This window comes from Phycobacter sedimenti (assembly GCF_038148855.1).
In the GTDB taxonomy this organism is placed as follows: domain Bacteria; phylum Pseudomonadota; class Alphaproteobacteria; order Rhodobacterales; family Rhodobacteraceae; genus Phycobacter; species Phycobacter sedimenti.
In genome coordinates, this window is record NZ_JBBVGR010000001.1 from 422847 (window position 1) to 437634 (window position 14788).

A 14788-nucleotide genomic window follows, 5' to 3' on the forward strand; every position below is an offset into this window, starting at 1 on the left:
CAGAGGTCATGGTTTCCCGCGTGACCGCTCCGCCTGCCTATTTCGTCTTCACACCCGGCAACACACAGATCAGCTCATACAGCAGGTTTGCCGCCGTCAGTGCCGTGTTCCCCGAAGGATCATAGGGCGGCGACACCTCGACCAGATCGCAGCCCACGATATTGAGCCCCTTGAGGGAGCGGATCAGCTCCAGCGCCTGCGGTGTCGTCAGCCCGCCGATCTCGGGCGTGCCGGTGCCCGGCGCATAGGCCGGATCGAGACTATCAATATCATAGGTCACATAGACCGGCCTATTGCCGATATCGCGACGAATTTCCGCACCCATGTTGTGCAGCTGCCGCCCCCAGAGCTCCTGCGCCGGGAAATGCTGGAACCCCCAGGACTGCGCCTCGGCAAAATCCTGCGCCGAATAACCAGTGCCGCGAATGCCGATCTGATAGGTCTTGTCGGGTACGATCAGACCTTCTTCATAGGCGCGGCGGAAGACGGTGCCATGGGTTTCCTTTTCGCCGAACATCTCGTCGTTGACGTCCGCATGGGCGTCGATATGCACAAGCGCCACGGGGCCGTATTTCGCGGCGATGGCGCGCAGGATCGGCAGGGTGATCGAGTGATCGCCGCCCATCGCCACCGGAATGGCCGTGCCGCCCAGAATCGCCGCATAGCTGTCCTGTATGATGCGCAGCGAATCCTTCAGCGAAAAGGTGTTGATCGCCAGATCGCCGATATCGGCAATGTTCAGACTGTCAAAGGGGGCGGCCCCCGTCGCCATGTTGTAGGGGCGCAGCATGGCGCTTTCGGCGCGGATCTGCTTGGGGCCGAACCGGGTGCCCGACCGCCAGGAGGTGCCGATATCCATCGGGATCCCCAGAACCGCCACATCCAGCCCCACAAGCGAGGTCGCCTGCGGCAGGCGCATATAGGTGTTGGGCCCGGAGAACCGCGCCAGATCGTTGCCACTGATCGGTTGATTGAATTCAGCCATTCTCTGCTCAGCCACTTCTGTTTGTCATGTTCCAGCCCAGAAGGCAGATGATCTCCATCGCCACATGGGCACCCGCAATCGCCGTGGCGCCGGTGGTATCGAACGGAGGGGAGACCTCCACCACATCGCCACCCTTGATATTGATCCCGGCGATATCGCGCAGGATCCGCGCCGCCTGCGCCGAGGTCAGCCCGCCCCAGACCGGGGTGCCCGTGCCCGGCGCATAGGCGGGATCGAGGCAATCGATGTCAAAGGTAAGGTAGGTGGGACGATCGCCGAGGATTTCCTTGATGCGGCGTGCGGTTTCCACCGGACCGATCTCATGCACCATGGGGGCGTCGATGATATTGACGCCCAGCGTGTCCTCGTTGGTGGTGCGAATGCCCACCTGCACCGAAGTCGCAGGATCCACGATCCCCGACTTCACCGCCTTGTAGAACATGGTGCCGTGGTCGACGCGGGTGAAATCATCGTCCGCCCAGGTGTCGGTATGGGCATCGAAATGGAGCAGCGAGATCGGCCCGTATTTCTCGGCATAGGCGCGCAGGATCGGAAAGCTGATGTAGTGATCCCCGCCCAGCGCGACCGAGGCGGTATCGCTGTCCAGCATACCCTTGATATGAGCGGTCAGCGTCTCCGGGAAGGCGGGCACATTGGCATAGTCAAAGGCCAGATCGCCATAATCCGCGATGGCCAGCTCGCTGAGCGGACAATAGCCCCAGCCATAGGGCGCATCGGGGCTTTGAAGCAAGCTCGCCTCGCGGATCGCGCGGGGCCCCAGGCGGGTGCCGGGGCGGTTGGTGACAGCCTGGTCAAAGGGCACGCCCGTTACGGCAATATCGGCGGTGCTCAGGTCCTTGGTGTAGCGGCGGCGCGCAAAGGAGGGTGCCCCGCCAAAGGTGTTTTCGAAACTGAGGCCCTTCAGGTCTTCGCGGGTGAAGGCCTGATCCACCTGGGTCTTTGCGTCTTCGAGTGCCATCGGGCCTGCCCTGCTGTTGTTAACCCTGTTTTAGCCGGGAATAGCCCACTGGCGCGGGCTTGTCACCTCTCCACGCTGATATCAACCTACCGGCTGCGCGCGCTCCACCAGACGGGCAAAGAAGGAGGCTCCGATGGGGGCGATCTCGTCGTTGAAATCATACTTCGGGTGGTGCAGGCCCGCCGTATCCCCCTGCCCGAGGAACAGATAGGCACCGGGGCGTGCCTCCAGCATGTAGGAGAAATCCTCGGCACCCATTTCGCGCCCGGCTTCGGCCTCCACGTTGTCAGCACCAGAAATCTCCCGTGCCACCTCGGCGGCAAAGCCGGTCCTGGCTGGCTCGTTGATGGTAGCCGGGTAGCCCACCTCGTAGTCAAGCCGCGCCTCGACGCCGTAACTGGCCGCCTGGCCTGCGACGATTTCCTCCATGCGGCGCATCACCATCTTCTGCACCTCCGGGTCGAATGTGCGCACGGTGCCGTTGATATAGGCGGTGTCCGGGATCACGTTGTCCACGGTGCCAGTATGGATCTGGGTGACTGAGACAACCAGGTCCTGCAGCGCATAGTGGTTGCGGCTGACGATGGTCTGAATCGCCTGGGCAATGCCGCAGGCCGCCATCACCGGGTCGCGTGTTTCATGCGGCATGGCGCCATGGCCGCCCTGCCCCTGAATATAGACGTGAAAGGTATCGACCGCGGCCATGATCGGCCCCGGCGTGGTCAGAAAGGCCCCTACCGGCAGGCCCGGCGCATTGTGCAGCGCATAGACCTCATTGATGCCAAAGCGGTCCATGATCCCTTCTTCGACCATGATGCGGGCGCCGCCGATGGCCTCTTCGGCGGGCTGGAAGATCAGCGCGACGCGGCCCGAAAAGTTGCGCGTCTCCGCCAGGTATTTGGCCGCGCCCAACAGCATGGTGGTGTGCCCGTCGTGACCGCAGGCATGCATGTTGCCCGCGTGGCCCGAGACGTATTCTACCCCGGTTTCCTCGGGGATCGGCAGGGCGTCCATATCGGCGCGCAGGCCAATGGTCTTTGCGCCCGGCGCATCATGCCCCTGCCCGTTGATGATCGCCACCATACCCGTCTGGGCGATGCCCTCGTGCAGCTCGTCCACGCCGAACTCGCGCAGACGCTCGGCCACGAAGGCGGCGGTCTTCGGCAGGTCCAGCGCCAGTTCCGGGATCTGGTGCAGATGGCGGCGCCATTCGGTCATCTCGGGGGCAAAATCGGCGATGCGGTTGACGACCGGCATGGGGTGGACTCCTTGGTCAGACTCGGGATGATGCATCTGACACTGATCAATGGGCAGCTGCAATGGCCGATAAAGACCTCATCCACGACGAAACCGCCGGAATTGAACGGCTTTTGCAGATCATGCGGGCCTTGCGCGATCCCGACGGCGGCTGCCCTTGGGATGTGGCGCAGGATTTCGCCACCATCGCGCCCTATACCATCGAAGAGGCCTATGAGGTGGCCGATGCGATCGAGCGTGAGGCCTGGGATGAATTGAAAGGCGAGCTGGGCGATCTCCTGTTCCAGTCGGTCTTTCACGCCCAGATGGCCGAGGAAGCCGGGCATTTCACCTTTCAGGACGTGGTGCGGACCATGTCGGACAAGATGGTCAGCCGCCATCCCCATGTTTTCGGCGACGAATCGCGCGACAAATCTCCCGAACAGCAGACCCGCGACTGGGAGGCGATCAAGGCCGCCGAGCGCGCCGACAAAGCGCAAAAAGGCACTTTGGACGGGGTCGCAGTGGGCCTCCCGGCGCTCTTGCGCGCCTACAAGCTGCAAAAGCGTGCGGCGCGAGTGGGGTTCGACTGGCCCGAAGCCAGCCACGTGATTGACAAGATCCAGGAAGAGGCCGCCGAACTGGTGGAGGCGCGCGATGCTCTGACACAGGACGCCGTGGAGGAGGAATTCGGCGATCTGATGTTCGTCATGGCCAACCTTGGCCGCCATCTGGGGGTCGAACCCGAGTCTGCCCTACGCCGCGCCAATGCCAAGTTCATCCGCCGCTTCGAAGGCGTCGAGGCCCGGCTGGCCGCCATGGGCAAACGCCCCGAGGACAGCACACTTGAAGAAATGGACGCGCTGTGGGATGCCGAAAAGAAAGCCCAGCGCGCCAAGACCGCCTGAGCACGCCTTATTGAGACACGGAAAGCCCTTTTCATGACCGCACGCAAGATCATCATCGACACGGATCCCGGCCAGGACGACGCCGTAGCCCTGCTTCTGGCGCTGGCCTCTCCCGAGGAACTGGAAGTGCTCGGCATCACCTGTGTGGCGGGCAATGTGCCGCTGGAGCTGACCCAGAAGAACGCCCGCATGATCTGCGAGGTCGCAGGCCGTACGGATGTGCCGGTGCATGCGGGCTGCGAGGCCCCCCTGTCCCGTCCCTTGGTCACCGCCGAACATGTGCATGGCAAGACCGGTCTGGACGGGCCGAAGCTGTGGGAGCCGAAGCTGCAGCTGACCGAGGGCCATGCGGTGGATTTCATCATCCACAGCCTGCGCCGTCATGCGCCGGGAACGGTCACGCTCTGCCCGCTCGGGCCACTCACCAATATCGCAACCGCCCTGCAGAAGGCGCCCGACATTGCCTCGCGCATAAAGGAGATCGTGCTGATGGGCGGCGCCTATTTCGAGGTGGGCAATGTGACGCCGGCGGCTGAGTTCAACATCTATGTGGATCCCGAGGCGGCCAAGTTGGTCTTTACCTCCGGCGTGCCGCTGGTGGTGATGCCGCTCGATGTGACCCACAAGGCGCTGGCCACCCGCCCCCGGGTCGAGGCGATCCGTGCGCTGGATACCCGCGCCGCCCATTTCACCGCCGATATGCTCGATTTCTTCGAACGCTTTGACGTGGCGAAATACGGATCGCAAGGCGGCCCGCTGCATGACCCCTGCGTGATCGCCTACCTGTTGCAGCCCGAACTGTTTTCGGGCCGCCATGTGAACGTGGAGATCGAAACCCAGTCCGAGCTGACCCTTGGCATGACCGTCGCCGACTGGTGGGGCGTCACCGAGCGCGAGCCAAACGCCATGTTCATGGGAAATATCAACGCGGATGGCTTCTTCCAGCTCATTACTGAAAGGCTGGCCCGGCTATGAGCGCCGCTCTGCACCTTGCCAAGCCCGAACATCTGGGCACGCTCTTGCCACTGGTCGCCGCCTTTCATGCAGAGGAAGGGATCGAGCGGACGGACGCAGCACGCGAGGCGGCCATTGCGCCGCTGCTGGAGGGGATCCCCTATGGCGCGGTCTACATCATCGGCCCCACACGCGCGCCCATTGGCTATATCGTGGTGACCTTCAGCTGGTCGGTGGAATTCGGCGGCATGGACGGCTTTGTGGATGAGATCTACATCCGCCCCGCCGTGCGCGGGCGCGGTATCGCGACCGAGGTGCTGACGGAGCTGCCCAAGACTCTGGCCGAGGCCGGGATCAAGGCCATCCAGCTTGAGGTCGACCGGGAGAACGAACCGGCCCAGCGGCTTTATGCCCGGGCCCGCTTCAAGCCGCGCCTGAACTACGTTCTGATGAGCAAGGAACTTTAACAGGATCCCGCGAAAGGCGCCGCACGAATGAAGAAATCTTGTCTCATTTTGATCTAGAACAGATCACAGCCTCATAATCGGGGCGATACTCCTGCCTGGAACCTGACAGGAGACCTCTGATGAAAACCAAACTCACCGCTTTTGCTGCTGCCGCCCTTCTGGCGCTGACCGCTTGCGAGAACCTGACCACCGAACAGCGCACCGTCGTGGGTGTCACCGGTGGCGCTGCCGCAGGCCTGATCGCCGCCGAGGCTCTGGATGCCAACAAGAACTGGCGCATCATCGCGGCGCTTGCGGGTGCGGCCGCTGGCACCATCGTTGCTCAGAACCAGGCCACCAACACCTGCGCCTATGCCCGTGGCGATGGCACCTACTACGAGGCACCCTGCCCGTAAGATCAACTCATCCGCCCGCAAGACACGAAAAAGCCCCGCACCGATTGGTGCGGGGCTTTTCTTGTTAGTTATCGAAACCCGTGTCTTCGGGGCCGATCAGCCTTTCAGGATCGAGCGGCCCGCGTATTCGGCCACTTCGCCCAGCACTTCTTCGATGCGGATCAGCTGGTTGTATTTTGCAAGCCGGTCCGAGCGCGCCAGCGAGCCGGTCTTGATCTGACCGCAGTTGGTGGCCACGGCGAGGTCGGCGATGGTGGCATCCTCGGTCTCGCCCGAACGGTGCGACATCACGTTGGTGTAGCGGGCGCGGTGCGCCATATCGACGGCGCGCAGGGTCTCGGTCAGCGATCCGATCTGGTTCACCTTCACCAGCATGGAGTTCGCAACGCCGCGCGAGATACCATCGGCCAGACGCGCCGGGTTGGTCACGAAGAGATCGTCGCCCACCAGCTGCACCTTGTCGCCGATCTTGTCAGTCAAGAGCTTCCAGCCGTCCCAGTCATCCTCGGACATGCCGTCCTCGATCGAGATGATCGGGTAATCCGCAACCAGCGCCGCCAGATAGTCGACGTTTTCTTCGGAGGTCAGCGTCTTGCCCTCACCGGACAGGACATATTTGCCGTCCTTGAAATACTCGGTCGCCGCACAATCGAGCGCCAGATAGATGTCCTCACCGGGGCGGTAGCCTGCCTTTTCAACCGACTTCAGGATGAAATCCAGCGCCTCGCGCGAAGAGCCGATGTTGGGGGCAAAACCGCCCTCATCGCCGATCCCGGTGCTGAGACCCGCCGCGGACAGCTCTTTCTTCAGGGTGTGGAAGACTTCGGCGCCCATGCGCACGGCGTCGCGGATGTTTTCCGCAGCCACCGGCATGATCATGAATTCCTGAATGTCGATCGGGTTGTCCGCGTGTTCGCCGCCGTTGATGATGTTCATCATCGGAACCGGCAGAACCCGCGCCGAGGTGCCACCCACATAGCGGAACAGCGGCTGGGTGGTGAAATCTGCAGCCGCCTTGGCCACGGCGAGCGAGACACCCAGAATGGCGTTTGCGCCCAGACGGCCCTTGTTGTCGGTGCCGTCCAGTTCAATCATGGCGCTGTCGATGGCGACCTGCTCGGTCGCGTCAAAGCCGACCAGCTCTTCGGCGATCTCGCCGTTGACGGCGGCCACGGCCTCCAGAACGCCCTTCCCCATGTAGCGGGACTTGTCGCCATCGCGCTTTTCCACCGCCTCATAGGCGCCGGTCGAGGCGCCCGAAGGCACGGCGGCGCGGCCCATGGTGCCGTCTTCGAGGATAACGTCGACCTCGACGGTCGGGTTGCCCCGGCTGTCGAGGATTTCGCGGGCGTGGATGTCGATAATGGTGCTCATCGGTCGGTTCCTGACTATGGCAAATGGTTGCCTGCGTCATAGCAGCCGATGGCGGAAAGTAAACTGGGTTCGTTATCGCTAACGTGCGTAAAATCGCCCCTTTAGGGCTAACAATTCGCTGTTTGCGCCAACAGTCTGCAGGTTTCTGAGGCGAGGCTCAGGCGGCCCGGCTCTGCTGGCGCGCAAGCCGCCGCTCGCGCATGAAAGTGTAAAGGCCGGACGCAATGATCAGCGCCGCCCCTGCCAGAGTCATGGCATCGGGGCGCTCGTTGAACATGACCACCCCCACGAGGATCGAGAAGACCAGACGCGAATACCGGAACGGGGTGACGGCCGAGGCATCTCCGACCCGCATGGCCGTAACAATGCCGTAGTAGCCCAGAACGCCGAAGATCACGCCGCCCAGCATCATCAGCCACTCTGTTCCGACCAGCAGGCGCGCGTCCCCCGGTGTCATCAGCAACAGGATCGCGCCCGCCGGGATCACCACGGCAAAGGCCTGAAAGCTGACCACCGTTGAAGGCACGGCGCTGTCCATGATCCGCGTCATCAGATCCCGCCCCGCCACCGCGACAACGGAGACCAGCACCAGAAGAGCCGCCGGTTCAAAACCCGCAAGGCCCGGCCGGATGATCATGAGAACCCCGGCAAAGCCGACCAGGATCGCACTCCACCGCCGCCAGCCAACCTGTTCACCCAGAAACAGGGCAGCGCCCATGGTGATCACCAAAGGGGTGGCCTGAAACACTGCCGCCACCACCGAGATTTCAACCAACGCTAGGGAACTGGCAAAACTCACCGCCGCCACCGCTTCGCACAGGGCGCGCAGAACCGGAAGCCGTCTCCAGGCACGCGGCGCCAGGATCCGATGGCCCTGCCATTTGGCCAGCGCGGCAAAAACCGTCCCGCTCCCGATCCCCAGAAAGATCAGGATCTGCCCCACCGGCAAATACGCAGAAAGCGATTTGATGAACATGTCCTCAAGAGTGAAGGCCGCCATTGCACCGATCACCAGGAGAATTCCCTGAACGTTGTTCATCTGCGCCCCCTGCCAAAGCCATCCACACGGATTGTGCGGTCAGGACGGGCATGCCCAGAGTTCGCCGCAGCAGCAAGCAATTTCACCGCAGGCCAAAGCCACAAGTTGTGATGTTAATCATCACGAGAATTGATTCCCGCCTCCGGTCGGTCGCGCTGAATCATCCCTTCTTGATGGGAACCCCGTAAAGCTCCAGCTTGTGCCCCTTCAGCCGGTAGCCCAGCTTGGCGGCGATCTTTTCCTGCAGCGCCTCGATTTCGGGGTCGCAGAATTCGATCACCTCGCCCGAGTTGATGTCAATGAGATGGTCGTGATGGTCGCGGTCGGCGTCCTCGTAACGCGCGCGCCCGTCGCCGAACTCGAGCCGCTCCAAGATACCTGCCTCCTCGAACAGCTTTACCGTACGATAGACCGTCGCCAGTGAGATCGCCGCATCCAGCGCGCTGGCGCGGGCATAAAGCTCTTCCACGTCAGGATGATCATCGCTGTCCTGGAGCGCCCGCGCGATCACGCGGCGCTGGCCGGTCATGCGCAGGCCCTTGGCCTCGCAGCGGGCGATAATCGAATCTGGCATCGCGGTCCTCTTTGTTCACTGGGTCCCCTGTTTAACGAAGGACGATCCCCGCGCAAACCGGCAATTCGCCTGCCTTTCGCAGCGCGTGCCATTGACATCCGCCGCAAAGATCGCCATTTGCCTGTCAAGGCATCCCTCCCTGCCGCGTGAGCAGAGACAGCCCGGTGCACCTGAGGTGCGACTGATCCCGGCGTCTAGTGATATGCCCTTGTTCCCAAAATCACGCGTGGGGCGTTTGCAGAGACCGGCGGCCTGGCATTCGGCCAGCCCCCGCCAGAGGTCCCTGCCCCACCACTACCGCGCGCTGGACAGGGTTCCAGTGTTCGCGGCACCGGCTCTTTGCATGTCGCGAAGGCCGCGAAAGGACGACAGTTGACTGAATTTTCCACCATGGGGCTGCCCGAGCAGCTTCTCTCCCGCCTTGATGCAATGGGTCTGAAGGATCCGACCCCGATCCAGGCCCGCGCCATTCCGCACGCCCTCAATGGCGAAGACGTGCTGGGCCTGGCGCAGACCGGCACCGGCAAGACCGCCGCATTCGGCATTCCGCTGGTCACCCGCATGCAGGACTATGGCCGCAAACCGGCAGCCAAGACCGTGCGCGGCCTCATTCTGGCACCAACGCGCGAACTGGCCAACCAGATCGCCGCCACGCTCAGGGACCTGACCGATGGCTCGCCGATGAAGATCGGCCTTGTGGTTGGCGGCGTGTCGATCAATCCGCAGATCCAGCGCATCGCGCGCGGCACCGATATTCTGGTGGCGACACCCGGTCGCCTTCTGGACATTCTGGACCGCAACGCGCTGGACCTCGGCTCCTGCGACTTCCTGGTGCTGGACGAGGCCGACCAGATGCTGGACCTCGGTTTTATCCATGCCCTGCGCAAGATCTCAGGCCTTCTCCCCGAAGAGCGCCAGACCATGCTGTTCTCGGCCACCATGCCGAAGCAGATGAACGAGATCGCCAATTCCTACCTGAAGCGCCCCGTGCGCATCGAGGTCACCCCTCCGGGCAAGCCCGCCGCCAAGGTCACCCAGTCGGTGCACTTTATTGCCAAGGCGGAAAAGCTGAACCTGCTGAAAGAGTTGCTGACCGAACACAAGGACGAGCGCACACTGGTCTTTGGTCGCACCAAACATGGTATGGAAAAGCTGATGCGGGTACTGGAGAAGGCCGGTTTCGCGGCCGCCGCCATCCACGGCAACAAAAGCCAGGGCCAGCGCGAACGCGCCCTGGCCGCCTTCAAATCCGGTGAGGTCAAGGTTCTGGTCGCAACCGATGTGGCCGCGCGTGGTCTGGACATCCCGGATGTGAAATACGTCTACAACTACGAGTTGCCCAATGTGCCGGACGCCTATGTACACCGGATCGGCCGCACCGCGCGCGCGGGCAAGGACGGTCAGGCCGTCGCCTTCTGCGCGCCGGATGAAATGGAAGAGCTGAAGGCGATCCAAAAGACCATGAAGATCACCATCCCCGTGGCCTCGGGTCGGCCCTGGGAAGTGCTGCCCGATCCCGCAGCGCCCAAGGGGCGCCGTGGCGGTCCCGGTGGCGGTGGAAAACCCGGCGGACGCCCCGGCGGCAATCGCCGTCGTCGCGGCGGCGGCGGTGGTCGCGGTGGTCCGGGTCAGGGCCAAGGTCAGGGTGGCGCACAGGGCGCAGCAGGCCAGGGCGGCGGGCAGCGCCGCCGCTCCAGCTGACCCACACTCGATAGCAAGACCGAAGGCCGCCCTGCCCTGCACGGCGGCCTTTTCCTTGCGTTCAAATTCCTTGCGTTCAAACGAAGTCTTCAGACCCGCCGCAGATCCGCCCAGACAGGCAGGTGGTCCGAGGCGATATGGGCCGGCTGCGCCCTGTGGGCCCCGGTGCGCACGGCCTCCAGACCGTCACTATGGGCAATCCGGTCCAGGGCGCCGAGGGGCCGAAGCGCCGGGAAACTGGGCACAGGCGGCAGAAAGCGCATCATCGGGGCCAGCCGGTCCAGAACCGAGCTGCGCGACCAGTCGTTGAAATCCCCGCCCCAGACCGCCGGCATATCGCTCCATGCCTCCATATGCTGGGCAAGGTGCAGAACCTGAGCGCGCCGCGCCCGGCCGGTCAGCCCCAGATGGGCCCCCACCACACGCAAGGGCCCGATCGGGGTATCAAAGGCCGCCCAGACTGCGCCGCGCGGCTCCAGCCCTGGCAGATCGATGTGGCCCTTGTCACGCAAGGCAATGCCCTGCCCCTTCCAGATCACCGCATTGCCGTGCCAGCCAAGCGATCCGGCACCGCCCAGATCCACATCCTGCCAGCCCGCCTCGTTCAGCACGAAATGCGGCAGCGCCGCCGGGCGGGGTGGCAGGCGCTTGTCCGCCTCCTGCAGCAACACGATGCGCGCGCCGATGTCCTCAAGGACGTTCAGGATGCGTCGCGGCTGTCGGCGCAGGTCCAGGCCGATGCATTTCTGAATGTTGTAGCTGGCAACGCGCAGGGTGGTTTCGGGCATGCAGGCTCCTTTCCACGCCAGTTTTCATCGCCTTGCCAGGCTCTGCAAGACAAGAACGGAGAGGGTCCCCGTCGGAAGGCGGATTTTGGCGAAAGGTCAGGCTTGACAGTCCCATACCGCTCGGCGCTGATGCGCCCATGACAGAAAAGAGATCCATGGACGCCGCGGGCGCCCTCGCGCTTACGGGGTTTGCCGCCCTTCTGGGCTTCAACCAGGTGGTGATCAAGATCGCCAATGGCGGCTTTGGCCCGGTGTTTCAGGCCGGTTTGCGGTCGCTCATTGCGCTGGCGGTGATCCTGCTGTGGGTCTTGTTGCGCAAACCCAGACTCCGGCCAGATGGCGGCCTGCCAAAAGGTGCGCATTTTTGGGGTCTTGTGGTCGGCCTTCTGTTCACGGCCGAGTTCATCTGCCTGTTCTGGGCTTTGGACGTCTCATCCGTGTCGCGGGTGACGATCATCTTCAACTCGATGCCGGTCTGGCTGGCGCTGGCCGCACATCTTTGGCTACCCGGAGAGCGGCTGACCGGCCCTCGCATCGCCGGGCTGGTTCTGGCCATGGGCGGCGTGGTGCTGGCGGTGCTGGACCGGGACGCCAGCGGCGCATCGGCGCTGGGGGACATGCTGGCGCTGGCCTCGACCCTGTGCTGGGCGGGGATTGCCTTCTGCGTGCGGGCAACGCCCTTGTCACAGGTGCCCGCCGTGACGCAGCTCGTTTACCAGTTGACGGTCTCAGCCGTCCTGCTGCTGGTGCTGTCGCCACTGTTCGGCCCGATGCTGCGCGCGCCGGAGGCGATCCATATCGCGGGCGTGCTGTTTCAGGCCATCGCCATTGCCAGCCTTGGATATCTTTTGTGGTTCTGGCTTTTCACCATCTACAAGGCTGGTTCGGTCGCCTCCTTCAGCTTCCTGTCACCCGTTCTGGCCGTGCTGATGGGCTGGCTGATCCTCGGCGAGACGCTGACCTACGAGGTCTGGCTCGCGCTTGCGCTGGTGGCGGCAGGCGTCTTCCTGATCAACCGGCCTTAAGCCCGCCAGCGGGTCCTCCCGCCCGTCACGGCCGCATCAAAGATGCGTCCGTTCCCGTTGGGCATGGCGCCCCGACGGGGCGCGCGCCGTGCAGAGCACGGCGCCGGGCCCAAGGGGGCGAGCGCCTCCGCCAGGAGGCCGATCCCGCGCGGGAGAACGCCCGCTTTCAGGTGCCACAGAAGGTTGCGGGAACCACTTCATCGGGACTGGGCGGGTTCTGCAGGTCCGCATGCTCCGGCTGGTCCTCATAGGGTCGCGCCAAGACATCCATCAGCCGCTCAAACGGTGCCATATCGCCGCTGACCGCCGCCGCAATCATTTCTTCCATGCGGTGATTGCGCGGGATGAAGGCCGGGTTGACCTGCCGCATGAGGGTCTTGGGGTCTTCCTCGGCCTCAAGGCGCTGGCGCCAGCCATCCGCCCACCCGTCAAAAGCCTCGGGATCGATGAACTGATCGCGCGCGGTTTCGCCCGAAAGCGCCCGGAAGGTATTGGTGAAATCGGCCTGCCCCGCGGCCATGCGCTCCAGCAGGTCCTCGATCAGCGTCATGTCGCTGGTCTGCGGCGTCGCGATCCCGATCTTGGCGGCAAAGCGCGACAGCCACTCCCGCTCGATCACACCCGGCATGGCGTGCACGATCTCGGTCGCTTCCTCTACCGCCTCCTGCGGATCATCAAGCTGCTGGATCAGGGCCGTTGCCAACTGCGCCAGGTTCCACACGATGATCCCCGGCTGGTTGTCATAGGCATAGCGCCCCATGCGGTCGATGGAACTGAACACCTGCGAAGGATTGTAGACATCCATGAAGGCGCAGGGACCATAGTCGATCGTCTCGCCGGAAATGGCGCAATTGTCCGTATTCATCACCCCGTGGATGAAGCCCACGGACATCCATTGCGCCACCAGCCGCGCCTGAGCATCCCGCACCGCGCGCAAGAGGCCCATCGGCCCCTGCGCCTCCGGGTAGTGTCGCTCAATGGCATATTGCGTGAGCCGCCTCAGCGCCTCCCGCTCCCCGCGCGCGGCGAAGATCTGGAAGGTGCCGACTCGCAGATGGCTCGCCGCGACCCGCGTGAGTACCGCGCCGGGCATCGCGCCCTCGCGCCAGACGGGATCGCCGGTTTCCACCGCAGCCAGCGCGCGCGTTGTCGGGATGCCAAGGGCATGCATCGCCTCGGAGACCACATATTCCCGCAGAACCGGCCCCATCCAGGCGCGCCCGTCGCCCCGGCGCGAATAGGGCGTGCGCCCGGACCCCTTGAGCTGGATATCCCGGCGGACGCCGTCGGCACCGACGACCTCTCCCAGAAGAACCGCACGCCCGTCGCCCAGTTGCGGATTGAAGGTGCCGAATTGGTGCCCCGCGTATAGCTGCGCCAGCGGATCGGCGCCCTCCGGCACCCGGTTGCCGCCAAAGACCTCGGCCATTTCAGGCAAATCGCCGGGCGTAATGCCGAGGACCTGCGCCAGGTCGCGGTTGAAGGCGAGCATGCGCGGCTGCGAGACCGGCTCGGGCGCCTGTTTGCTGTAGAACACCGGGCCAAGGGCCGCGTAGGTGTTGTCAAAGGGGATGTGCAATGTCATGGCTCAAACATATGCGGCAAGGCAGGGATTGCCAGCGCAAAGAGGCGAAATGAAATGGGAGACGGCCCCGTGACAGCCGATGAGATTATCCAGCATCTGGGATTGCAGCCCCACCCCGAGGGCGGCTGGTACCGTCAGACCTGGGTGGCCGAAAACGAAGGCCGCCCCACCGGCACCTGTATCTATTTCCTGCTGAAGGCCGGGGAGGCCAGTCATTGGCACCGGGTCGATGCGGCCGAGATCTGGCTTTTTCACGCGGGCGCGCCGCTGGTGCTGTCGCTGTCGGAAACGGATGAAGGCCCCGCCACAGATCACCTGCTGACCCCGGACCTGACCAAGGGCGCGCCGCAGCTGATCGTGCCCACAGGCCACTGGCAGGCTGCGCGCACGACCGGCGACTATACGCTGGTCAGCTGCACCGTCTCGCCGGGATTTCAGTTCGAAGGCTTCGAACTGGCAAAGCCAGGGTTTGATATTCCGCGCCAATGAGTCCTTGGAAAGTCACGAAATCCGCTTGGCTCCTTCCCGTCTTTGCGGCGGTCCTCATGTGGGGCGAGCAACAGCCTTTCCCGGAGCGTTTCCACAAAGCTCGGATCGATGAGGTCGAGTACCATGTCAGCAGAAGGCTTGGCGGGATTTGGGCCGTTCATGCCAGCCTGTTGGAAGATCCAAAAGCGCCGAAGGTCAAGCTTTCTCGCCTTAGAAAGTCTTCCAGTGGCCGTCCCCTTTTGGAGGAGGGTGAAGAGGTCTGTCTCGCCTCAGCGGTCCCCATTCTGCG

The 14788-nt window shown here is 63.7% G+C and carries 15 protein-coding genes; 7 read left to right on the forward strand and 8 right to left on the reverse strand.

From position 1 onward, the window contains the following. Positions 1 to 37 precede the first annotated feature (37 nt). From speB (AADA15_RS01950) to AADA15_RS01960, 3 genes are all read right to left on the reverse strand, one after another. Complete coding sequence (gene speB / locus AADA15_RS01950; RefSeq protein ID WP_341639859.1) at positions 38 to 985, reverse strand: agmatinase; 948 nt, start codon at positions 983 to 985, stop codon at positions 38 to 40. Between the two features lie 7 nt (positions 986 to 992). Continuing rightward, positions 993 to 1964, reverse strand: a complete 972-nt coding sequence (gene speB / locus AADA15_RS01955) for an agmatinase (RefSeq protein ID WP_341639860.1) — start codon at positions 1962 to 1964, stop codon at positions 993 to 995. 81 nt (positions 1965 to 2045) lie between these two features. Then, positions 2046 to 3221, reverse strand: coding sequence for a M20 aminoacylase family protein (locus AADA15_RS01960; protein WP_341639861.1), 1176 nt, complete (start codon positions 3219 to 3221; stop codon positions 2046 to 2048). Positions 3222 to 3283: 62 nt separating this feature from the next. Here AADA15_RS01960 and mazG point away from each other — a divergent pair, with 62 nt between their 5' ends. The 4 genes from mazG to AADA15_RS01980 all read left to right on the forward strand — a co-directional run bounded on the left by mazG (position 3284) and on the right by AADA15_RS01980 (position 5924). After that, a complete protein-coding gene (mazG, locus tag AADA15_RS01965) occupies positions 3284 to 4108 on the forward strand; it encodes a nucleoside triphosphate pyrophosphohydrolase (protein ID WP_341639862.1) in 825 nt (274 codons plus the stop codon). 33 nt (positions 4109 to 4141) lie between these two features. Next, positions 4142 to 5083 carry a nucleoside hydrolase gene (locus tag AADA15_RS01970; protein ID WP_341639863.1) on the forward strand — a complete coding sequence of 314 codons (942 nt, stop codon included), beginning with the start codon at positions 4142 to 4144 and terminating at the stop codon, positions 5081 to 5083. Further along, complete coding sequence (locus AADA15_RS01975; RefSeq protein ID WP_341639864.1) at positions 5080 to 5529, forward strand: GNAT family N-acetyltransferase; 450 nt, start codon at positions 5080 to 5082, stop codon at positions 5527 to 5529. Before AADA15_RS01970 ends, AADA15_RS01975 begins: the two co-directional genes overlap by 4 nt. A gap of 119 nt (positions 5530 to 5648) precedes the next feature. Beyond that, positions 5649 to 5924 (forward strand): YMGG-like glycine zipper-containing protein, encoded by a 276-nt coding sequence (locus AADA15_RS01980; RefSeq protein ID WP_341639865.1) that lies wholly within the window; start codon positions 5649 to 5651, stop codon positions 5922 to 5924. A 96-nt stretch (positions 5925 to 6020) separates the two neighbouring features. Here AADA15_RS01980 and eno read toward each other — a convergent pair whose 3' ends face one another. The 3 genes from eno to AADA15_RS01995 all read right to left on the reverse strand — a co-directional run bounded on the left by eno (position 6021) and on the right by AADA15_RS01995 (position 8911). Further along, positions 6021 to 7298, reverse strand: a complete 1278-nt coding sequence (eno, locus tag AADA15_RS01985; RefSeq protein ID WP_341639866.1) for a phosphopyruvate hydratase — start codon at positions 7296 to 7298, stop codon at positions 6021 to 6023. 157 nt (positions 7299 to 7455) lie between these two features. Further along, a complete protein-coding gene (locus AADA15_RS01990) occupies positions 7456 to 8337 on the reverse strand; it encodes a DMT family transporter (RefSeq protein ID WP_341639867.1) in 882 nt (293 codons plus the stop codon). 160 nt (positions 8338 to 8497) lie between these two features. Continuing rightward, the gene (locus AADA15_RS01995) at positions 8498 to 8911 is read right to left on the reverse strand and encodes a Fur family transcriptional regulator (protein WP_341639868.1); all 414 of its coding nucleotides are present in this window, start codon (positions 8909 to 8911) and stop codon (positions 8498 to 8500) included. Positions 8912 to 9283: 372 nt separating this feature from the next. On the opposite strand from AADA15_RS01995, the gene AADA15_RS02000 reads away from it, so the two are divergent. Continuing rightward, entirely contained in the window at positions 9284 to 10612 is a 1329-nt protein-coding gene (locus tag AADA15_RS02000; protein WP_341639869.1) for a DEAD/DEAH box helicase, read from the forward strand. An 89-nt stretch (positions 10613 to 10701) separates the two neighbouring features. Here the strand turns inward: AADA15_RS02000 and AADA15_RS02005 are convergent, their stop codons facing one another. Then, complete coding sequence (locus AADA15_RS02005; protein WP_341639870.1) at positions 10702 to 11400, reverse strand: endonuclease/exonuclease/phosphatase family protein; 699 nt, start codon at positions 11398 to 11400, stop codon at positions 10702 to 10704. A 137-nt stretch (positions 11401 to 11537) separates the two neighbouring features. Here AADA15_RS02005 and AADA15_RS02010 point away from each other — a divergent pair, with 137 nt between their 5' ends. Next, entirely contained in the window at positions 11538 to 12425 is an 888-nt protein-coding gene (locus tag AADA15_RS02010; protein ID WP_341639871.1) for a DMT family transporter, read from the forward strand. Positions 12426 to 12591: 166 nt separating this feature from the next. Here AADA15_RS02010 and AADA15_RS02015 read toward each other — a convergent pair whose 3' ends face one another. Then, complete coding sequence (locus AADA15_RS02015; RefSeq protein WP_341639872.1) at positions 12592 to 14010, reverse strand: protein adenylyltransferase SelO; 1419 nt, start codon at positions 14008 to 14010, stop codon at positions 12592 to 12594. Positions 14011 to 14079: 69 nt separating this feature from the next. Here AADA15_RS02015 and AADA15_RS02020 point away from each other — a divergent pair, with 69 nt between their 5' ends. After that, a complete protein-coding gene (locus AADA15_RS02020) occupies positions 14080 to 14499 on the forward strand; it encodes a cupin domain-containing protein (protein WP_341639873.1) in 420 nt (139 codons plus the stop codon). The last annotated feature ends 289 nt before the right edge of the window (positions 14500 to 14788 follow it).